Source organism: Gemmatimonadota bacterium (genome assembly GCA_026705765.1).
Lineage (GTDB): Bacteria > Latescibacterota > UBA2968 > UBA2968 > UBA2968 > VXRD01.
Genome location: JAPPAB010000079.1, coordinates 21,455 through 37,383, shown reverse-complemented (window position 1 = coordinate 37,383; position 15,929 = coordinate 21,455). Strand labels below are relative to the sequence as shown.

Sequence of the window (15,929 nt, the reverse complement as noted above, 5' to 3'; positions counted from 1 at the left end):
ATTCCTTTTTGATGAATGCTTCGTTTACTGTTCGCTCTCTTTGAGTGCGCGGAGAGCATCCCAACGCGGGTCAGGGCTCTTTTCACGCTCGTATTCCAGCAATTCGTGCGGGTCTTGCGCATAGCGTTCACAAGGGCCAGAAAGCGATGCCGCGCAGGTTGGTATCATGGGTAGTTCGAGCAAGATGTAATCTTTTACGTCATTGCCAAGGTCTATTTCGCCGGGTTCTTCATTGAGCCAGATGAGCGTTTCGTCATCGTCATCGTCCATCTGGTCGGGACGACCTTTTTGAAAGACGAATGTGTATGAGATGTCGATGGGAAATTCGATGGGTTCTAGGCACCGCGCGCATTCGGGGCGCACCAGACAGGTGGTTTGCCCTTTTGCCGAGAGCGAGTCGCCGTATTTGTACACGATGAGACGGGTGATTATGGCACCTGCAAATTGGGTGTCTTCTTCTGTAATGTGCAGGTCGGCTGGCGTTTCTTCAAACACAAATTCGGTCTCGCCTTCCCGTATATCTCTCAGGTCAATTTTCATAAGGTAGTTGACTGCTCTTAGCCAAAAAAGAAAGCCACTTCTTTAGCCGCGTTTTCCAGTGAGTCTGAGGCGTGTACGGCATTGTTTTGAATATCGGTTGCAAAGTCTTTGCGAATGGTGCCTTCTGCGGCTTCTTCGGGATTGGTACTGCCAATGGCTTCGCGCAAAAATGCAACGGCGTTGTCTCGCTCGAGTGCCATGGGCACACAGGGGCCAGAGGTCATAAAATCGAGCAGGTCGTTGTAAAAAGGCCGCTGGCTATGTACTGCATAAAACTCGGCGGCCTGTTGGCGCGTGAGGCGAACCATTTCCAGATTTACAATGCTAAATTTTTTTTCTTCGAGACGGCGAATGATTTCACCGATTACATTTTGTGCAACAGCATCGGGTTTGACGATGAGCAGGGTGCGTTCCATGCATAAAATTCCGTATAAAAAAAATAGGCTTATATCGGCTTGAAGATGGACAAGATAGGAGTTGATCATTTTTTTGTCAACCCCATTTTTGATAAGGATTTGCGCTTGTGAACTGCGCGAGAAAGAGGTTGACACAAGTCCAATGGACGCCTTTAATTGGGAAGGTGGTTTTTAGTGCTGTTGCATTTTAATTTTTTAGAATGCCGGGGTCTTTGTTATGAGTGTCGTTATTCCGTTTTTGAACCACAAGGTTCTTTTTGTTACGGGTGCAACGGGTTTTTTAGCCAAGGGATTGGTGGGAAAAATTCTTTGCCAGGCGCCAGATGTTGGGCGCATTTATCTCATGGTGCGCCCCCAAAGGCGGGGAGGGGGCAAGCCCATTAGTGCCGAAGACAGGCTGCAAAGGGAGATTTTGCGATCCAGTGCCTTTACGCGATTGCGCGCAGAACTCGGAGATCGTTTTGATGCTGTGATGCGCGAAAAAGTCATTGCCGTACCGAGCGATTTGACACAAGACCACCTCGGCATGGACGCCGAGACATATACGCGGTTGACCCGTGAAGTCGATATTGTGATAAATAGCGCAGCCAATGTGGTTTTTGATGCGCCTCTGGATCTGGCTCTGGCGCAAAATACGCTTGGGGCCAGGCGCGTGGTCGAATTTGCCAGGGCGTGTCGCGATGCTGTGCTCGTGCACGTTTCGACGGCTTATGTCAATGGACGGCAAAAGAGAATCATTTCTGAAGACGCGCCCGTGCCGGATCAAACTGTGGCACAACAGATGGGAAATGGTCGCGTGCCCGATTATAGTCTGGATTCAGAAATTGAAGATATTCTGGCGTATAGTCGCGAAGTAGAGGCGTCGTCGCGGAGTCCCGAACGATTTGCGGAATTTACGCGGCTGCTGGACCGGCAGGACCGGGGCAAACGCGTTACAGCGCATCGGCGAGAACACCAGTTGGAGGCTTTGCGTCAGCGCTGGGTGCAGGAACGGATGGTGGCACGCGGCATAAAGCGCGGGCGAGAGTTGGGCTGGCACGACAGTTATTCTTTTACCAAAGCCATGGGCGAGCAGATGATTGCCAGGACCCGGGGCGATTTGCCAACCGTGATCGTGCGTCCTTCTATTATTGAGAGCAGTCTGTCCGATCCAGAGCCGGGATGGCTGGAGGGGCTAAAAGTGGCCGACCCCCTTATTGTACACTACGGCAAGGGGCGTTTAACGGATTTCCCCGCACGCCCTGAAGCAATTTTAGACGTTATTCCCGTGGATATTATTATCAATGTGATTATCGGTGTTTTGCCTTCTGTGCGTGCAAATACCGATTTGAAGGTTTATCATGTGACGACAAGTGCAAAGAATCCGGTCACGGTAGGTGAGGTCGTCCAGTATGTGTACGAGTATTTTGTGAACAACCCAATGCACGACCGCAATGGCAAGCCCATTGCGGTGACGCAGTGGACCTATCCGACGCTATCACAATTTCGTCGAAAGTTGCGCTATAAGTATTTATTGCCACTCAAAATTTTGCAATGGGCACTAAACAGGGTGCCTTTGGTCGATGTTTCAAAGCAGAAACGCCAATTGTCGATTTTAAATGCTACTTTGGAAAATACACTGTCGCTTACCGATATTTACGGCTCTTATATTTCTCTGAATTGCGTATTTCAAAACGACAATATGAATCAGTTGTTTGACAGTCTGGATGCAGAAGATAAAGAGATTTTTAATTGTGATGTTTCGCGCATAGATTGGCCCTCTTATGTAAAAGAGGTTCACATTCCCGGCTTGCAACGCCATGTACTCAAGACCGGTGTTTAGGATCTCTCATGACCTCACGCGATAGATCGGATACTCGTCCATTGCACGAAACACTGCTCGACGATCTGGATCAGATGTTGGCTATTTATGACCAATCGGTTCAGCTTATGCTGGAAGCCGTGCGTCACGATGGCTATTTTGACGACCTCGATTCAACTGCGCTTGTCTGGCCCAAAAGTCAGAGCGGAGCGATGGATATGGAGGCACTGCAATTTCGCGCTCAGCTTGTGGATGCGATTTTTCAAGGTCTGCCCCAGGTTCGCGATGAGCGTTTGGACGAGGCGTATCGTCCTTTTGCGGAGTTGCTTCCGCAATATCACACGGGCAGTCGAATTTATTTGCAACTCAGGCGACAATTTGTCGAGCGCGGACGCGGAGATGCAAAAGATTTTTTGAAGTTGTATCAATCTCTGTATTTGAAGGCTCTGGCACGGGCGGAGTTGCACGCGCCCGAAGCGGTGGAAGAGGCGTTGGCTCAGGTGCATATTACACAGGTGCCGATGTCGCACGCCCGCGCCGTCGCAGAGGCGCTTGACACTGTGGAGGCGGATGAAGATGCACACTGGGCCGAGGAGTATCGTTGTGAACGAGATGGCGAGCGGATTGAGGGCACTTTGCGCGATTTGTTGCAAAATGTGGCACAGCGCACGCTCAGTTTGATCGCCGCGGGGGGGTTGCTGTCAACGCGGTATAATTATTTGACGAATTTTGGTTGGTTTGGCGTGTCGGTTTGGAAGGTTATTGTGGATTCGGAGGTGGCGTTGGCGCAGTTGCGCGACGATGTGGATCTGGATGGGATAGATGAGGATGTGTTGCACATCAAGGCGCTGTTGATTGAATTTTTGCACGCGCATCAAGAAGATCCCACCAGGTTGCGTCCCCGGCTGTATTGGTATGGACAGGAATATAGTTATTTGACGCGGGATATGATTGATTTGTCGGTTAAGCTGATACGCGATGTGAATGCGCAAATCGATCGCGTTGGACAAAGTGTTTCGCGTGTAGAAATTCCCGCTTTGCTCGCAGATGCAGCGCAAGGGCGATTTTTGGAATATTCCAATGTTGGGCGTCGGGGGCAATTTTCAAAATTGCAGAGAGGGATGCGTTTTGTGAGGTGGATGGGGACTTCGCTCAAGGTGGGGCGAAAAAAAAAGAAATTGTTGGAAAGAGAAGCCGATCCCATTCGTCGCCGCGAAGCTGGATGGCGCACCTGGCTCGATTGGGGACGGCGTACGCTGGATATTTTTGATATTCGCGTTGATATTTATATCGATCCCCATTTTGAAGCCATTGTACGAGATTTGGGAGCCGATACAGAAGACCGACGTCTTATTTTTTTGCCAACACATCAGAGTTTGTTTGATCATCCCGTTTTGTACAGGGTTTTGCAGTCTCGAGAATTTTTGGATGCGATGGGATGGGAAAGACCCGAACCTTGTGTAATTTTGGCGCGCACGGGGCTGGCGCGTTCGGGTATCAAAATTGGGTCGAAACAGATCACGCAGTTTGGGATGACGTCTGAGGTCTTTGATCAGATTCTGGAAAATGTCGATGGCTATGTGATGCTCGAGCGGTCCCATGCGGCAGGCCACACGACACAGCGCGTGGCACAGGCATTGACAGAGCGACCGGGCGTTATTTATCCCATGGCGACGACCGCGGCTTTTGCGATTCAGCAATTTCCGCTTCAACACGGAGTGTTTGCACAATTGCCTCAGGATGTGGTGATTGTGCCGATTGCTTACCGGGGGCTTCACGCGCTGTGGCCCAAGTGTCCAAAGGGCAATATCAATATTAATCCGGGGCAGGTCGATGTGTGGGTTTCGCCGCCTATGCTGGGAGAGACGACCCTGTTGCCCAAAAGACGGTCGCTGCGGATTCAGTCCGAGGCTGCCGCGCTGTTTCAAGCGGTGCATATTGCGACGTTGTTGAATCCGGAAGAGTCGTGAATCAGCGAATCAACGAATCAACGAATCAGCGAATCAACGAATCAACGAATCAACGAAGGAGTTAGTAGTGATTTTGGGTGGTGGGGCGGGATTCGTCTATTCGTCTATTCGTCTATTCGTCTATTCGCACTTTGTGAGGTGTGAAATGAATGAACTGATGGTTGTCGCTTTTTTACTGGCGCTGGTATTTTTGTTCATTAGAGGGCGTCGCGCTTTTGCCAGTAAAGACCGTTTTTATGAGGGGGCAGAAGGCGAGCGGTTTGCTCACAAGTGGGGGTATAAGGATACGCGGTTTGAGTTTGACGATGATAGGACCGTGCGAGTGACGGGAACGCGGTATCCGTTGTGTGGCTATCGGATGCCGTATTTTTTGTCTTTTGTCGAAGAGGTGCTCGATGTGCCGGTCCGTCCCGAAGATATGGGGCAAGAGGTCGAGCACCGCGATTTGCCTGCACCCGTGGCAAATGATGAATTTTTAAGGGGGGTGCGCGAGGCGCTCAGTGAAGATGGGGTTTCTCAAGAGGATATAGAGCGTCTGGTGCATAGTCATGGGCAGTTGAGTGTGGATGAGGTGTATCAAATTTTGTACCATCGGCCGCCCGAACGCCTGGTGGATGTGGTGTTGTTTCCAGAGGAAGACGCGGATATTCAGGCTGTTATTCAGCTTGCAAATGACCACAATGTGGTGCTGGTGCCTTATGGCGGCGGGACGAATGTGAGCGGTGCGCTCGCTATTCCGACTTCAGAGACGCGGATGGTCGCGTCGGTGGATATGCGTCGAATGAATCGCATTGTGCAGGTGGATGAAGAGAATTTTCAGGCGTGTGTGCAAGCGGGTATTTCGGGTAAGCAATTGGAGATTGCGCTAAATGAATTGGGATACACGTCGGGACACGATCCCGATAGTCTGGAGTTTTCAACCCTGGGGGGATGGATTGCGACCAATGCCAGTGGTATGAAAAAGAACCGGTATGGCAATATTGAGGATATTGTGATAGAGGCCACGCTGGTGACGCCGACGGGGGAGGTGAAGACACACCATGCGACACCGCGCAATTCGACAGGTGTGCAGCCCAGGTCGTTTTTGTTTGGTAGCGAGGGCAATTTGGGGATTATTACCCGGGCGACGATAAAGATTCACAAACAGCCCGAAGCACAGGCGTTCGGTTCGCTGGTATTTCCGTCATTTGAACGGGGTGTGGCTTACCTGAAGGCTCTTCGGCAAACGGGGCAAATTCCGGCGAGCATTCGGCTGGTGAACAATACGGAATTACAGCTTGGGCAGGCGCTGAAGCCCGAGGTAAAAGGGTTCAAGAAGCTCCAACAGGATATTCAGCAATTTTTTTTGGTTAAGGTCAAGGGATTTGACCCAGAGCGGTTGGTGGCGTGTACGATTGTGATGGAGGGCACAAAAGACGAGGTTCGGCAGCAGGCAAAGACGATTTTTCGTTTGGCGAAGAAATACGGTGGTATTTCGGGCGGAGCGCACAGGGGGGAGCGGGGGTATATGTTGACGTTTGGCATTGCGTATATTCGCGATTTTTTTACTCAGTTTCACATTTTGGGCGAGACATTTGAGACTTCTGTGCCGTGGACTAATATTCACGACGTTATAGGTGCGGTGGAAAAGAAGCTATTTGTTTTGTGTGAAGAATACAGTGTGCCGGGCAAGCCCTTTCTGGCTTATCGCGTGACGCAGACCTATCACACGGGCGTGTGCATTTATTTTACAATGGGTTTTTGCGCGCAGGGACTTGAAGATTCGGTTGGCGTTTATCACGCGATTGAACGCCGGCTGCGGCAGGAGATTTTAGACCACGGGGGGTCTTTGTCGCACCATCACGGCGTGGGCAAGCTCCGCAGTGGCTTTTTGCCGCAGATTCAAAGCGAAAATAGCATTGCAGTGTTGCGGCAGATGAAAAAGGCGATGGATCCGAATAATATCTTTGCCATTGGCAATGGGGCGTTTGCGGATTGAAATTGGAAAGGACCTGTTGATTTTGAGTGGCGCAATGTTTTGCGATAAGGTAGCGATTATTACAGGCGCGTCTTCGGGGCTTGGGGCTGCGTTGGCTCTGGAACTGGCGAAGCAGGGCGCGCATCTGGCGTTGTTTGCTCGGCGAGAGGACAAGCTGGGCGAGATGGCTGAGCAGTGTCGGCGGTTGGGCGCAGAGGTGGTGACAGTGGTGGGGGATGTGACACAGGCCGAAGATTGTGAGCAGTTGGTTGAGGCGACGATTGCAGAATTTGGTCGCATAGATTATTTGATTGCCAATGCCGGGATCAGTATGTGGGCGCGGTTTGACGAGGTGGAAGATTTGGGGGTGTTTCGCAAGCTGATGGAGACCAATTATCTCGGTCTGGTTTATTGCGTGCATGCGGCATTGCCACATTTGAAAATTTCAAAGGGTATGATCGTGGCCATTGCTTCTTTGCAGGGCAAATTTGGCGTGCCTTTGCACACGGGATATGGGGCGTCAAAGCACGCGGTGCTGGGTTTTTTAAACGCCCTGCGTCTGGAAGTTGAAGATGTGCATGTGTTGGCGGTTTTGCCGCATTGGCTTCAGGGAACGAATTTGAGACGGCACGCTTTTGGGAAGGATGGTGAAGCACTGGGCGATTCCTCACAGCGGCACAATAAAGAGGCACTTTCTCTTGTATATTGTTGCGCGGCAATTTTGAAAGCGATGCGAAAACAGAGGCGCGAATTGGTGCTTCCCTGGCATCACCGCGCATTGCCCTATCTCCAATTGATTCATCCCAAAATTGTCGAGTGGCTGGTGAGGAGGAAGATGAGAGATCAGGGTTTGGGAGATATGGCGTGACGCTTGGTGATCCTGGAACTTCCATAGAAGAAGCCGTGGGGCAGATGCTGATGATCGGTTTTCGCGGTGATGTTCTATATGGGGATATTGTTGCGCTATTGCGGGATATTCAACCCGGTGGGGTGGTGCTTTTTGATTATGATCTGTCGAGTAAAGGTGAGGTGGTGCGGAATATTACGTCACCGCGGCAACTTCGCGCTTTGACCTCAGCGCTCCGGGATATAGCGCCTTATTTTATTGCGGTTGACGTAGAGGGTGGGTATGTCAATCGGCTGAAAAAGAAGTATGGTTTTACCGTTTCTGTGCCCTCTGCCCAAAAACTCGGCAGGCAGTCTCCGGGTAAGACGAAAAAGGTGGCAGAAGCACTTGCGCGCGAATTGAAAGAGATGGGGATTAACTGGAATTTTGCTCCTGTTGTCGATGTGAATATAGATCCGCAAAGCCCGGCTGTTGGTGCGATAGAACGGTCGTTTAGCGATGTCCCGAGGACTGTGTTGGCACATGCCAATGCGTTTATTAAGGCGCATCGAGAACAGCGGGTGATATCGACGCTGAAACACTTTCCCGGGCATGGAAGTGCGGCGGGTGATACGCATCTGGGTGTTGCTGATGTTACGGAGACATACCGACGTGTAAAAGAGCTTTTGCCGTATCAAAGGTTCATCCAGAGAGGCTATGGAGATCCGATTCTTACCGCGCATATTGTTAATCGGAAGCTCGATAAGAGCGGAAGACCGGCAACTTTGTCGCATGATATTATGACGAGGCTTCTCAGATATGAGATGGGTTTTGATGGGGTCGTTATTTCCGATGATATGCAAATGGGAGCGATTATCGAGGCGTATGGGTTGACGGAAGCGGTTGTTGAGGCTGTAAAAGCGGGTGTCGATATGATTTTGCTCGGCAACCAGATTGGGGAGTACAATATTGAGCAGGTGTACGAGGTAAAAGATGCTATTGTACAGGCGGTAGCAGATGGCGTTGTTGGAGAAGATCGCATTTGCGAATCTTTTAATCGGATTCAAAGATTGAAACAGAGGTTCGGGATTTAACGGAGGGAGCGTGACACCTTCTGACCTGCATCCAAACCCAGAAGTGCGATCTGAGGCGGATGCCTGGTTGGCAATTACCATCCAAGTTACCATCTAAGTTACCCCTTAAGTTACCCCCTAAGCTCGATAGCATCGTTCCCGCCTGCATCGGGTTAGATTCTACTCATCTCACTGCGAGATGAGTTTTCTTTTTATTTTTATGTCAGATCACTGGACAATTATTGCAAATCCCGTTTCGGGACGTGGCCGTGCAAGGCGCACAGGTGAGCGGGTTGCGGATTTGTTGCACGAGCGCGGTGTATATGTCGATTTGATGATGTCGGGGGCACCGGGCGATTGCGAGCGGTTAGCGCGGGAAGCATTGGCGCGTGGGGTGCGACAGGTTGCTGCGTGTGGGGGGGATGGGACAGTGCATGAGGTGGTCAATGGTCTCGCAAATTCAGATGCGGTTTTGGGGGTTGTGCCCTGTGGCCGGGGGAATGATTTGGCGCGGGCATTGGGGTTGTCCAGTGATGTGGAGGATGTGGTCAATGCGCTGGTGCATGGGATGGATCGCGCGATTGATCTGGGGAAAGTGGGTGACCGATTTTTTGCGACTGTTGCGAGTTTGGGGTTCGATACGGCGGTGGCGCAAAGGATGCGGAATCAGGGGCTTGGTTTTCTCACACGGGCTTTGAAGGTAGGGGGAACGGTGTCTTATGGGCTGACAGTTTTGCGAACACTGGTCGGATATCAATCTCCTTTTGTGCGTTTACGGGGAGATTTTGGTGTTTTTGATGGGCGTATTTTGCTGGCGGCAACGGCGAACGCGCCTTTTTATGGGAGCGGGATCAAAATTGTACCTGATGCCGTGGTTGACGATGGGGTGCTGGATGTGTGCATTGTGGCAGATGTTTCGCGTTGGACGGTTTTGCGGATGTTTTTGCGCGCGTATTCCGGCGCTCATGTTGGTCATTCTGCTGTACGCGTTGTGCAGACGAGAACTTTGCAGATTGAGTCCGATGATCCCTTGTGGATTTTTGCCGATGGCGAACCGATGTGTGAGGTGCCCGCAAAGATTGAGGTTGTTCCGGGTGCGTTGAAGGTGAAGGTATAGTTGGTTTTAAGTGTTCATTTTCGGACACCAGTGTATCATTTCCGGACACTTGCGGTGTTGTACAATTTAGCCATTTTTTTTAAAATGTTGATAAATAATGAGATAAATATTTTGGCACGGATATTGCAGTAGATGGGGTTAAAATTTGATCCGTCGTTCAGTATTATAGAGGAGGTGCGAGATGATTAAGATGTCGGGTATTCAAAAGTGGTATTCGTCGCGTTTTATTCGGACGGTTGTGTTGCAGGGGATTGATCTGGAGGTCGCGTCCGGGGAGTTTGTGTCCATTATGGGTCCTTCTGGTTCGGGCAAATCCACGTTGTTGCATATTATGGGTATGCTGGATTCGTCGAATAGAGGGGAATATTTGTTTGACGGCGAAGCCGTGCATAAGATGCGCGAGCGCGAGCGGTCAGATTGTCATAAGAACAATATCGGCTTTGTGTTTCAGAGCTATCATTTGATTGATGAGTTGACTGTGTACGGCAATATTGAGACGCCTTTGTTGTACAAGAAGGTGAAGGGCGATGAACGCGAGGAGATGGTGAATGCGATGCTGGATGAGTTTGATCTGGTGGAGAAGAAGGATTTGTTTCCCCACCAGTTGTCTGGCGGCGAACAACAGCGCGTGGGGGTCGCGCGCGCCGTGGTGATTAAACCGCGCGTGATTCTGGCCGATGAACCCACGGGAAACTTAAATTCGACACAGGGCGAGCATGTGATGAATTTGTTTACCAAATTGCACGGGGAGGGGACAACCATTGTGCAGGTGACGCATTCGGAAAAGTGGGCGGGCTATAGCAAGCGTATTGTGCATCTGCTCGATGGGGAAGTGGTGAAGGATGAGGGGGTGTGAAATATGACTGAGGAATTTGAGAAAGCAGTTGATGCCGTGATTTCCGGTGATATTGGGACGCTCAAATCGCTGCTCGAGAGAGAGCCTGATCTGATTCGCATGCGGTCCTCCAGAGCACATAGGGCGATGTTGATCCACTATGTGGCGGCAAATGGCGTGGAAGATGAACGGCAGAGGACACCGGTCAACGCGGTTGATGTCGCAAATGTACTCATTGATGCTGGTGCCGAAATAGATGCCACGTTTCTGGATGGAGGATCGGGGACCACGCCTCTTGTTTCACTGGTGACCAGTTTTCATCCACATAAAGCGGGTGTCGCCGCTGAGCTTGTGAGCGTATTCGTCAATGCGAGTGCCAGGGTAGATGGGTTAAAGGGAGATGGTGAACCACTAAGGCTCGCGCTTAGTTCTGAGTATCCCGAGTCGGTTCAGGCTCTTCTCAAATGCGGTGCAAAAATTATGAATGTCGAAGTCGCCGCTGGTTTGGGAGAGTTTGAATTGGTTGAAAAATTCGTTGATGAGGGGGGGGTAGTCCGCAGGGAATTGGAAGAGGCATTCTGGTCTGCTTGCAAGTATGGACACACTGAGGTGGTGGAATGTCTTCTCAAACGCGGCGTGGATATAGACGCAAAGGGTGGGGCAAATAATACGGGGTTGATGCTGGCATCACAACGCGGTCGAAGAGATACGGTCGAGATGCTTCTGGAGTGCGGAGCTTCTGTTGAGCTAAAGAATGACTATGGTGGTACAGCACTTGGTTCAACAATGTATTTTCTGGCAAATCATACCGTGCCAGATGCCGATTATGCGGGAGTGATCGAATTGCTGCTCAATGCGGGATCGGAGTTCAACTTCGCTGGTAAAACAACGGGCGATGATGGGGTGGACGATATGCTTCGCAGGCGCGGTGTGATCCTGCTTACGCTCCCGGACCCTTGACGAACATTCCAGGGGTTGCACCTGTGTGTTCGCTATTTTTGAGGACGCGGATGCCGTTGACGAAGACGTCGCGGATGCCGATAGAGAGTTGGTGAGAGTCGTCGAATGTCGAGCGGTCGGCGACGATGTCAGGGTCAAAGACGACGATGTCGGCCCAACAGTTGGGCTGGAGTCGCCCGCGGTCCCACAGTGAGAGGCGATTGGCGACTGAGGAGGTCATTTTGCGGATGGCTTCTTCGATTGGCATGAGTTTTTCGTCGCGGACATAGCGGCCCAGGACGCGGGGGTAGGTTCCGTACGACCGGGGGTGGAGCGGTCCTTCAGCAGCCGCCCATTCTGGATCGACGCCGCCCGCGTCGGTGGAGACTTTGATCCAGGGGAGCTGGAGTTGGAGACGGACGTTGTCTTCGGACATGGTGTGGTAGATGGTGAAGATGCGCTGGTTCTCCGATAGCAGGAGGTCGATGGTGGCTTCTATCCAGTCCTGGTCGCGCATCTCGGCTATTTCGGAAAGGCGTTTGCCGATGTACTGCTGGTTTTCGGGTTTTTTGAATGCGACCGGGGCGATCTGGTCGGGGCGACGGGGTATCTCGCCCTGGCGGTCTCTGACTTCGGAGACGATTTTTGCGCGGATGTCGGGGTCGCGCAGGTTGTCGAAGAATTTGCCGTCTGCGGCCACCCAGGTGGGCAGGACAGTGGATAGGCCGGTGCCGCTTGCGGGATAGGGATACATATCGGCGGTGATGTCGAGGTCCTCGGCGCGTACCTGGTTTATGCGCGCAATGACCTGGTGCATTTTAGGATAGTTGCGCTCGGCGACGGCTTTGAGGTGATAGATTTCGACCGGGATGTTGGCGCGCTGTCCGATTTCGATGGCTTCGTCCAGGGCTTCGAGAAGTTTGTCGGCTTCGGACCGGATGTGGGTGATGTAGATGCCGCCGAATTGCGCCGCTGTCTTGCAGATTTCGACGATTTCATCCGTGCTGGTATATGTGTCCGGTGGGTAGATGAGGGCATAGGAGGGACCGAAGGCGCCGTCTTCCATGGATTCGGACATGATGCGGTGCATGGTTTTCATTTCGTCGGGGGTTGGCTCGCTCATCCGCATGCCCATTGCCAGCGAGCGCAGGGTGCCCGCGCCCAGGAAGGAGCCGACGTTGGGTGAGACGCCAGCTTTGATCATGGCGTCGAGCCAGTTGCCGAAGCGGTGCCAGTTCCGCGCGCGTTCCCGCCAGTTTTTGGGTAGAGATCGCGAGAGGGTGTTGGAGCCGCCAACAGGTGCGGGGGTCCACGCTTCGCCCATGATTTCGGTGGTGATGCCCTGGGTGATTTTGGAGAGGCATCGCCCATCGCGCATGAGCGGGACGATGGAGTGGCTCTGGATGTCGATGAAGCCGGGGCAGATGATGTGACCGGATGCATCGACGATTTCGCCGATGCCATCGCGGGGGATGGTCCCCGGCGGTTCGATGGTGGATATTTTGCCGTTTTCAAGCGCTATGTCGCCGTAGAAATAGGGGTTGCCGGTGCCGTCGATAATTTTACCTGAGTGAATAAGAGTCGTGATTGGCATGGGCGTGCCTTTCGTTTTTTTATGTTAAAAGTCTGCGCCGAAATTCTGGACAAAGATGAGGAAGTCAGAGAAGGTGACGCGCAGGTCGCCGTCGAGGTCAAAGGTGGGGTCGAAGCCAATGTCGCCTGCGGTTTTGCCAAAGACAGAGGCAAAGGCGAGGAAGTCGGAGAAGCCGATTTCCCCGTCGCCGTCAAAGTCTGAGGTTGTGGGACCGGATGCGAGTTCAGATACGGATAGGGTGTAACCGATTGTTGTGCCAGATGTGGAGGTGATGGCGAGGGTTCTGGCAATATTGCCCGATGTGTGAATGCGTTTGTGCTGTGAGGCTGAAATGGGGATCGGTGCGGCAAAGGGTTGATCCCCTTCGGCGATGAGTGTGACGAGGAGATCGTTGTCACCTGTGGATTGAATGGTGAAGGCGAGGCCGGGTGTTTTGCCCAGATCGAGATAGTCTATGCCCCAGCGCGCGGCACGTCGCGTGAGATTATTGGTCGGGATGGTGAGGACTTCGCGCTTTGCGGGATGCAGATCAATGGCGCGATAGCCGAGGTCGCCCTCACCGTCGAGGTACATGGCAGCGGCCCATTGTCCAAAGAGGTGGTCAAATCGTTCGGGCGCGTCGAGCGATTGAAGGACATTGTCGATGCTCGCGATACTGCTGTCCGGGTCTGCGACGAGTTTGCGGAGTGCGCCCTCGCCATAGCGCTGTGCGAAGTACGTCATGTAGAGATATGCCTGGTCAAAATCAAAAAATTGATCTTCCCAATGGGTGAGGCCTGTGTTGGCCGCGAGCGAGAGAAAATTTTCGGTCGCGGCTGCTGTCGTGTCTTTGTATCCACAGGCGAGTTCGGCGTATTCCGAGCACCCTTCGTCGAGCCATTTGGCTTCGTCGTGATCGGCTTTCCAGTGGATCAGGTGCTGAAATTCGTGGGCGAGTGTGGCGCGTGCGAGGTTGCTGTCAATGTCGAGGGGGCGTGCGTCAATATAAATGATTTCGCGCGAGACGGGCGGGGCTTCGTTGTCGGTGTCGATATAACCGACAAATGTGATGCCCGTAATTGGACTGTCGAGCACATCGAGTACCAGGATGAGTATGCGGGGATCGGCATCGACATCCGGGGGATCGCCAAAGAGGTCGGTGACAGTCTCGTAAATGCCGCGGTTGGGATGGTGTGCGGTGGATTTATCAAATGCAAGGGCAAGGGATTCAATGCCCGTTTGTGTTACGCGTGGGGTGTTCCACATGTCATCTTCTACAAAAATGTAACAGTGGTCGCCCACATAGCGACAGGTTGTTGTGGTGTGGTATTTCCCGCCGCCAACCAGTTGAAAACTGTATGCCGGTAGCGTGAGCGTATCGCCAACGCGGAAAGGCGTGGAGAGGGATATTTTGGTTGCGGGGAGATAGGGTGTGGTTTGACGTGGAATCAGGTGGGTTCCGCTTTGAGGGATGGGGTGGGCGTGGGCTGTGATGCAAAAAAGCACAATGCAGCAGGGAAAAAAAATTAGGATATAACGCAAATCGCGTTTGAGGATTGTTGGCAGAGGCATTGTCAAAACCGGACTGAGAGACGTACCTGTAAGTCTCCAGAGGTGTTGGGGGAGACTGTTGCGATGGGGCGGGTTTTGGCGGCGATGCTGGCGGCGTTTAGCGCGCTGGCAAAGCGGTTGAAGATGAGTGCGCCCACAAAGAGAAAACTGCGCGTGCGCGCCCAGGTGGCTTTGCTTCGCAGTTCTCGAAAGTGTTCGCGGGAAGACGGTGTGTCCCACTCCCAAAAGTTTTCGGGTGTTTCTGGCAGTGGGGTGGCCGATGAGCCCTCGACGTATTGCAGCCGGGCATTGTAGTCGTAGATGCTGTTGTAACTGGACAGGCGGTCGTAATGGGAGTTGGGTTTTTTGACCGTGGTTGCGCCAGCGCGTGCCGCGGCATAAGCGCGGAAGGTGTTTTCTCGCGTGGTGTTGAGTTTTTTAAATGCAAATACGCCCGTCCAGAACATGCCTTCGGTGAAGAGAAAAAAATTGGCGGATTTTCGTCCGCCCGCATACCGCTCGCCCAGGCCGGGTAAAAGGACCGATAAAAAAGCGGCTTTTTTCGGTGATTTCGCTTCTTGTGCAAATGCGACAGATGGCGCGAGCAAACAGGCGATTGAGAATGCGATTAGAATTTGAGATGATGGTTTCACGGTGCTAAAATCTCGTTTTCAGTTCGACCATGGACCTTCCATAGCTATCGACAGGTGTGATGTCGATCCACAAGCTCGGTCCGGTCTGTTTTTGTAGCGTGCGCGTATAGGCCGAGGCGTGTATGGCACTGGCAATGTGGTTGAGCACGGCCAGGCCCGTGACAACAGACGCGCGCTTGAGGTATTTGTTGCTGTCGTTGCGACGGGTTTCATAGTCCAGCCTGCGTGACGATGGCACGTTTTTGTTATCGGTGGAAAAGTCAGCCGTCACATCGTCCCAGCCATAGACAAATTGGTGGTATTTGCCAATGAGTTCGTAATACTGTTGCGTGTCTTCGCTTTTGGAGGGTAGGGCGTGGGTTTCGTGATATGGATCGGGCTGAGTTTTGTTCCATTCCCGCCAGGCGCTGTACCGCGGTTCCCGCCAATGCCGATCGGCATACGCTCGAAATTCTTCCTTAATATCATTGCCCTTGCCCCGCCAGGAAATATAAGCGGTCCAGGTGAGGGCTTCGGCGCCCATAAACCCGACTGCGCGTATTTTGGCCCCGGCATATAATTCACCCAAACCCGGTACAAGTAGTGAGAGAAAGAAGGCCGTTTTTGGCGATTTTTCCGCGGTAGCCTGCCCGCACATGAGCGCGAAAACAAGCGTGCAGAGTGTGAATTTTCGCATGG

The 15,929-nt window shown here is 52.3% G+C and carries 14 protein-coding genes; 8 read left to right on the top strand and 6 right to left on the bottom strand.

Features of this window, described 5'->3' with window-relative positions; genetic code table 11:
* Positions 1–24: 24 nt before the first annotated feature.
* Both OXH16_10405 and ndk read right to left on the bottom strand, forming a co-directional pair.
* Complete coding sequence (locus tag OXH16_10405; GenBank protein MCY3681800.1) at positions 25–540, bottom strand: DUF177 domain-containing protein; 516 nt, start codon at positions 538–540, stop codon at positions 25–27.
* A 17-nt stretch (positions 541–557) separates the two neighbouring features.
* Complete coding sequence (gene ndk, locus OXH16_10400) at positions 558–956, bottom strand: nucleoside-diphosphate kinase (GenBank protein ID MCY3681799.1); 399 nt, start codon at positions 954–956, stop codon at positions 558–560.
* A 217-nt stretch (positions 957–1,173) separates the two neighbouring features.
* On the opposite strand from ndk, the gene OXH16_10395 reads away from it, so the two are divergent.
* The 8 genes from OXH16_10395 (at position 1,174) to OXH16_10360 (ending at position 11,495) form a co-directional block, all read left to right on the top strand.
* Positions 1,174–2,778: an SDR family oxidoreductase gene (locus OXH16_10395; GenBank protein ID MCY3681798.1), complete on the top strand. Its 1,605-nt coding sequence runs from the start codon at positions 1,174–1,176 to the stop codon at positions 2,776–2,778.
* A gap of 8 nt (positions 2,779–2,786) precedes the next feature.
* Positions 2,787–4,727 carry a hypothetical protein gene (locus OXH16_10390; protein ID MCY3681797.1) on the top strand — a complete coding sequence of 647 codons (1,941 nt, stop codon included), beginning with the start codon at positions 2,787–2,789 and terminating at the stop codon, positions 4,725–4,727.
* A 67-nt stretch (positions 4,728–4,794) separates the two neighbouring features.
* On the top strand, positions 4,795–6,705 hold the full coding sequence (locus tag OXH16_10385; GenBank protein ID MCY3681796.1) for an FAD-binding oxidoreductase: 1,911 nt from the start codon (positions 4,795–4,797) through the stop codon (positions 6,703–6,705).
* Complete coding sequence (locus tag OXH16_10380; protein ID MCY3681795.1) at positions 6,674–7,552, top strand: SDR family oxidoreductase; 879 nt, start codon at positions 6,674–6,676, stop codon at positions 7,550–7,552. The genes OXH16_10385 and OXH16_10380 overlap by 32 nt, the downstream gene beginning before the upstream one ends.
* Positions 7,549–8,604 (top strand): glycoside hydrolase family 3 protein, encoded by a 1,056-nt coding sequence (locus OXH16_10375; GenBank protein ID MCY3681794.1) that lies wholly within the window; start codon positions 7,549–7,551, stop codon positions 8,602–8,604. Before OXH16_10380 ends, OXH16_10375 begins: the two co-directional genes overlap by 4 nt.
* Before the next feature lie 199 nt (positions 8,605–8,803).
* Positions 8,804–9,700, top strand: a complete 897-nt coding sequence (locus OXH16_10370) for a diacylglycerol kinase family lipid kinase (protein MCY3681793.1) — start codon at positions 8,804–8,806, stop codon at positions 9,698–9,700.
* A gap of 181 nt (positions 9,701–9,881) precedes the next feature.
* Positions 9,882–10,556: an ABC transporter ATP-binding protein gene (locus OXH16_10365; protein MCY3681792.1), complete on the top strand. Its 675-nt coding sequence runs from the start codon at positions 9,882–9,884 to the stop codon at positions 10,554–10,556.
* A 3-nt stretch (positions 10,557–10,559) separates the two neighbouring features.
* Entirely contained in the window at positions 10,560–11,495 is a 936-nt protein-coding gene (locus OXH16_10360) for an ankyrin repeat domain-containing protein (GenBank protein ID MCY3681791.1), read from the top strand.
* Here OXH16_10360 and OXH16_10355 read toward each other — a convergent pair.
* Genes OXH16_10355 through OXH16_10340 form a run of 4 tightly spaced genes read right to left on the bottom strand, consistent with a single transcriptional unit; the run spans position 11,476 to position 15,927 of the window.
* Positions 11,476–13,068 (bottom strand): D-aminoacylase, encoded by a 1,593-nt coding sequence (locus tag OXH16_10355; GenBank protein ID MCY3681790.1) that lies wholly within the window; start codon positions 13,066–13,068, stop codon positions 11,476–11,478. The two genes, OXH16_10360 and OXH16_10355, sit on opposite strands and share 20 nt — an antisense overlap.
* A 24-nt stretch (positions 13,069–13,092) precedes the next feature.
* Positions 13,093–14,619 (bottom strand): EF-hand domain-containing protein, encoded by a 1,527-nt coding sequence (locus tag OXH16_10350; protein ID MCY3681789.1) that lies wholly within the window; start codon positions 14,617–14,619, stop codon positions 13,093–13,095.
* Between the two features lie 2 nt (positions 14,620–14,621).
* Positions 14,622–15,251, bottom strand: coding sequence for a hypothetical protein (locus OXH16_10345; protein ID MCY3681788.1), 630 nt, complete (start codon positions 15,249–15,251; stop codon positions 14,622–14,624).
* A gap of 4 nt (positions 15,252–15,255) precedes the next feature.
* Positions 15,256–15,927: a hypothetical protein gene (locus OXH16_10340; protein MCY3681787.1), complete on the bottom strand. Its 672-nt coding sequence runs from the start codon at positions 15,925–15,927 to the stop codon at positions 15,256–15,258.
* Positions 15,928–15,929 lie beyond the last annotated feature (2 nt).

Bases quoted from the DNA above. Each gene is read 5' to 3' on its own strand.
- OXH16_10370 (MCY3681793.1), top strand. From the start codon at position 8,804: ATGTCAGATCACTGGACAATTATTGCAAATCCCGTTTCGGGACGTGGC.
- OXH16_10395 (MCY3681798.1), top strand. From the start codon at position 1,174: ATGAGTGTCGTTATTCCGTTTTTGAACCACAAGGTTCTTTTTGTTACG.
- ndk (MCY3681799.1), bottom strand. From the start codon at position 956: ATGGAACGCACCCTGCTCATCGTCAAACCCGATGCTGTTGCACAAAAT.
- OXH16_10390 (MCY3681797.1), top strand. From the start codon at position 2,787: ATGACCTCACGCGATAGATCGGATACTCGTCCATTGCACGAAACACTG.
- OXH16_10360 (MCY3681791.1), top strand. From the start codon at position 10,560: ATGACTGAGGAATTTGAGAAAGCAGTTGATGCCGTGATTTCCGGTGAT.
- OXH16_10365 (MCY3681792.1), top strand. From the start codon at position 9,882: ATGATTAAGATGTCGGGTATTCAAAAGTGGTATTCGTCGCGTTTTATT.
- OXH16_10340 (MCY3681787.1), bottom strand. From the start codon at position 15,927: ATGCGAAAATTCACACTCTGCACGCTTGTTTTCGCGCTCATGTGCGGG.
- OXH16_10350 (MCY3681789.1), bottom strand. From the start codon at position 14,619: ATGCCTCTGCCAACAATCCTCAAACGCGATTTGCGTTATATCCTAATT.
- OXH16_10405 (MCY3681800.1), bottom strand. From the start codon at position 540: ATGAAAATTGACCTGAGAGATATACGGGAAGGCGAGACCGAATTTGTG.
- OXH16_10355 (MCY3681790.1), bottom strand. From the start codon at position 13,068: ATGCCAATCACGACTCTTATTCACTCAGGTAAAATTATCGACGGCACC.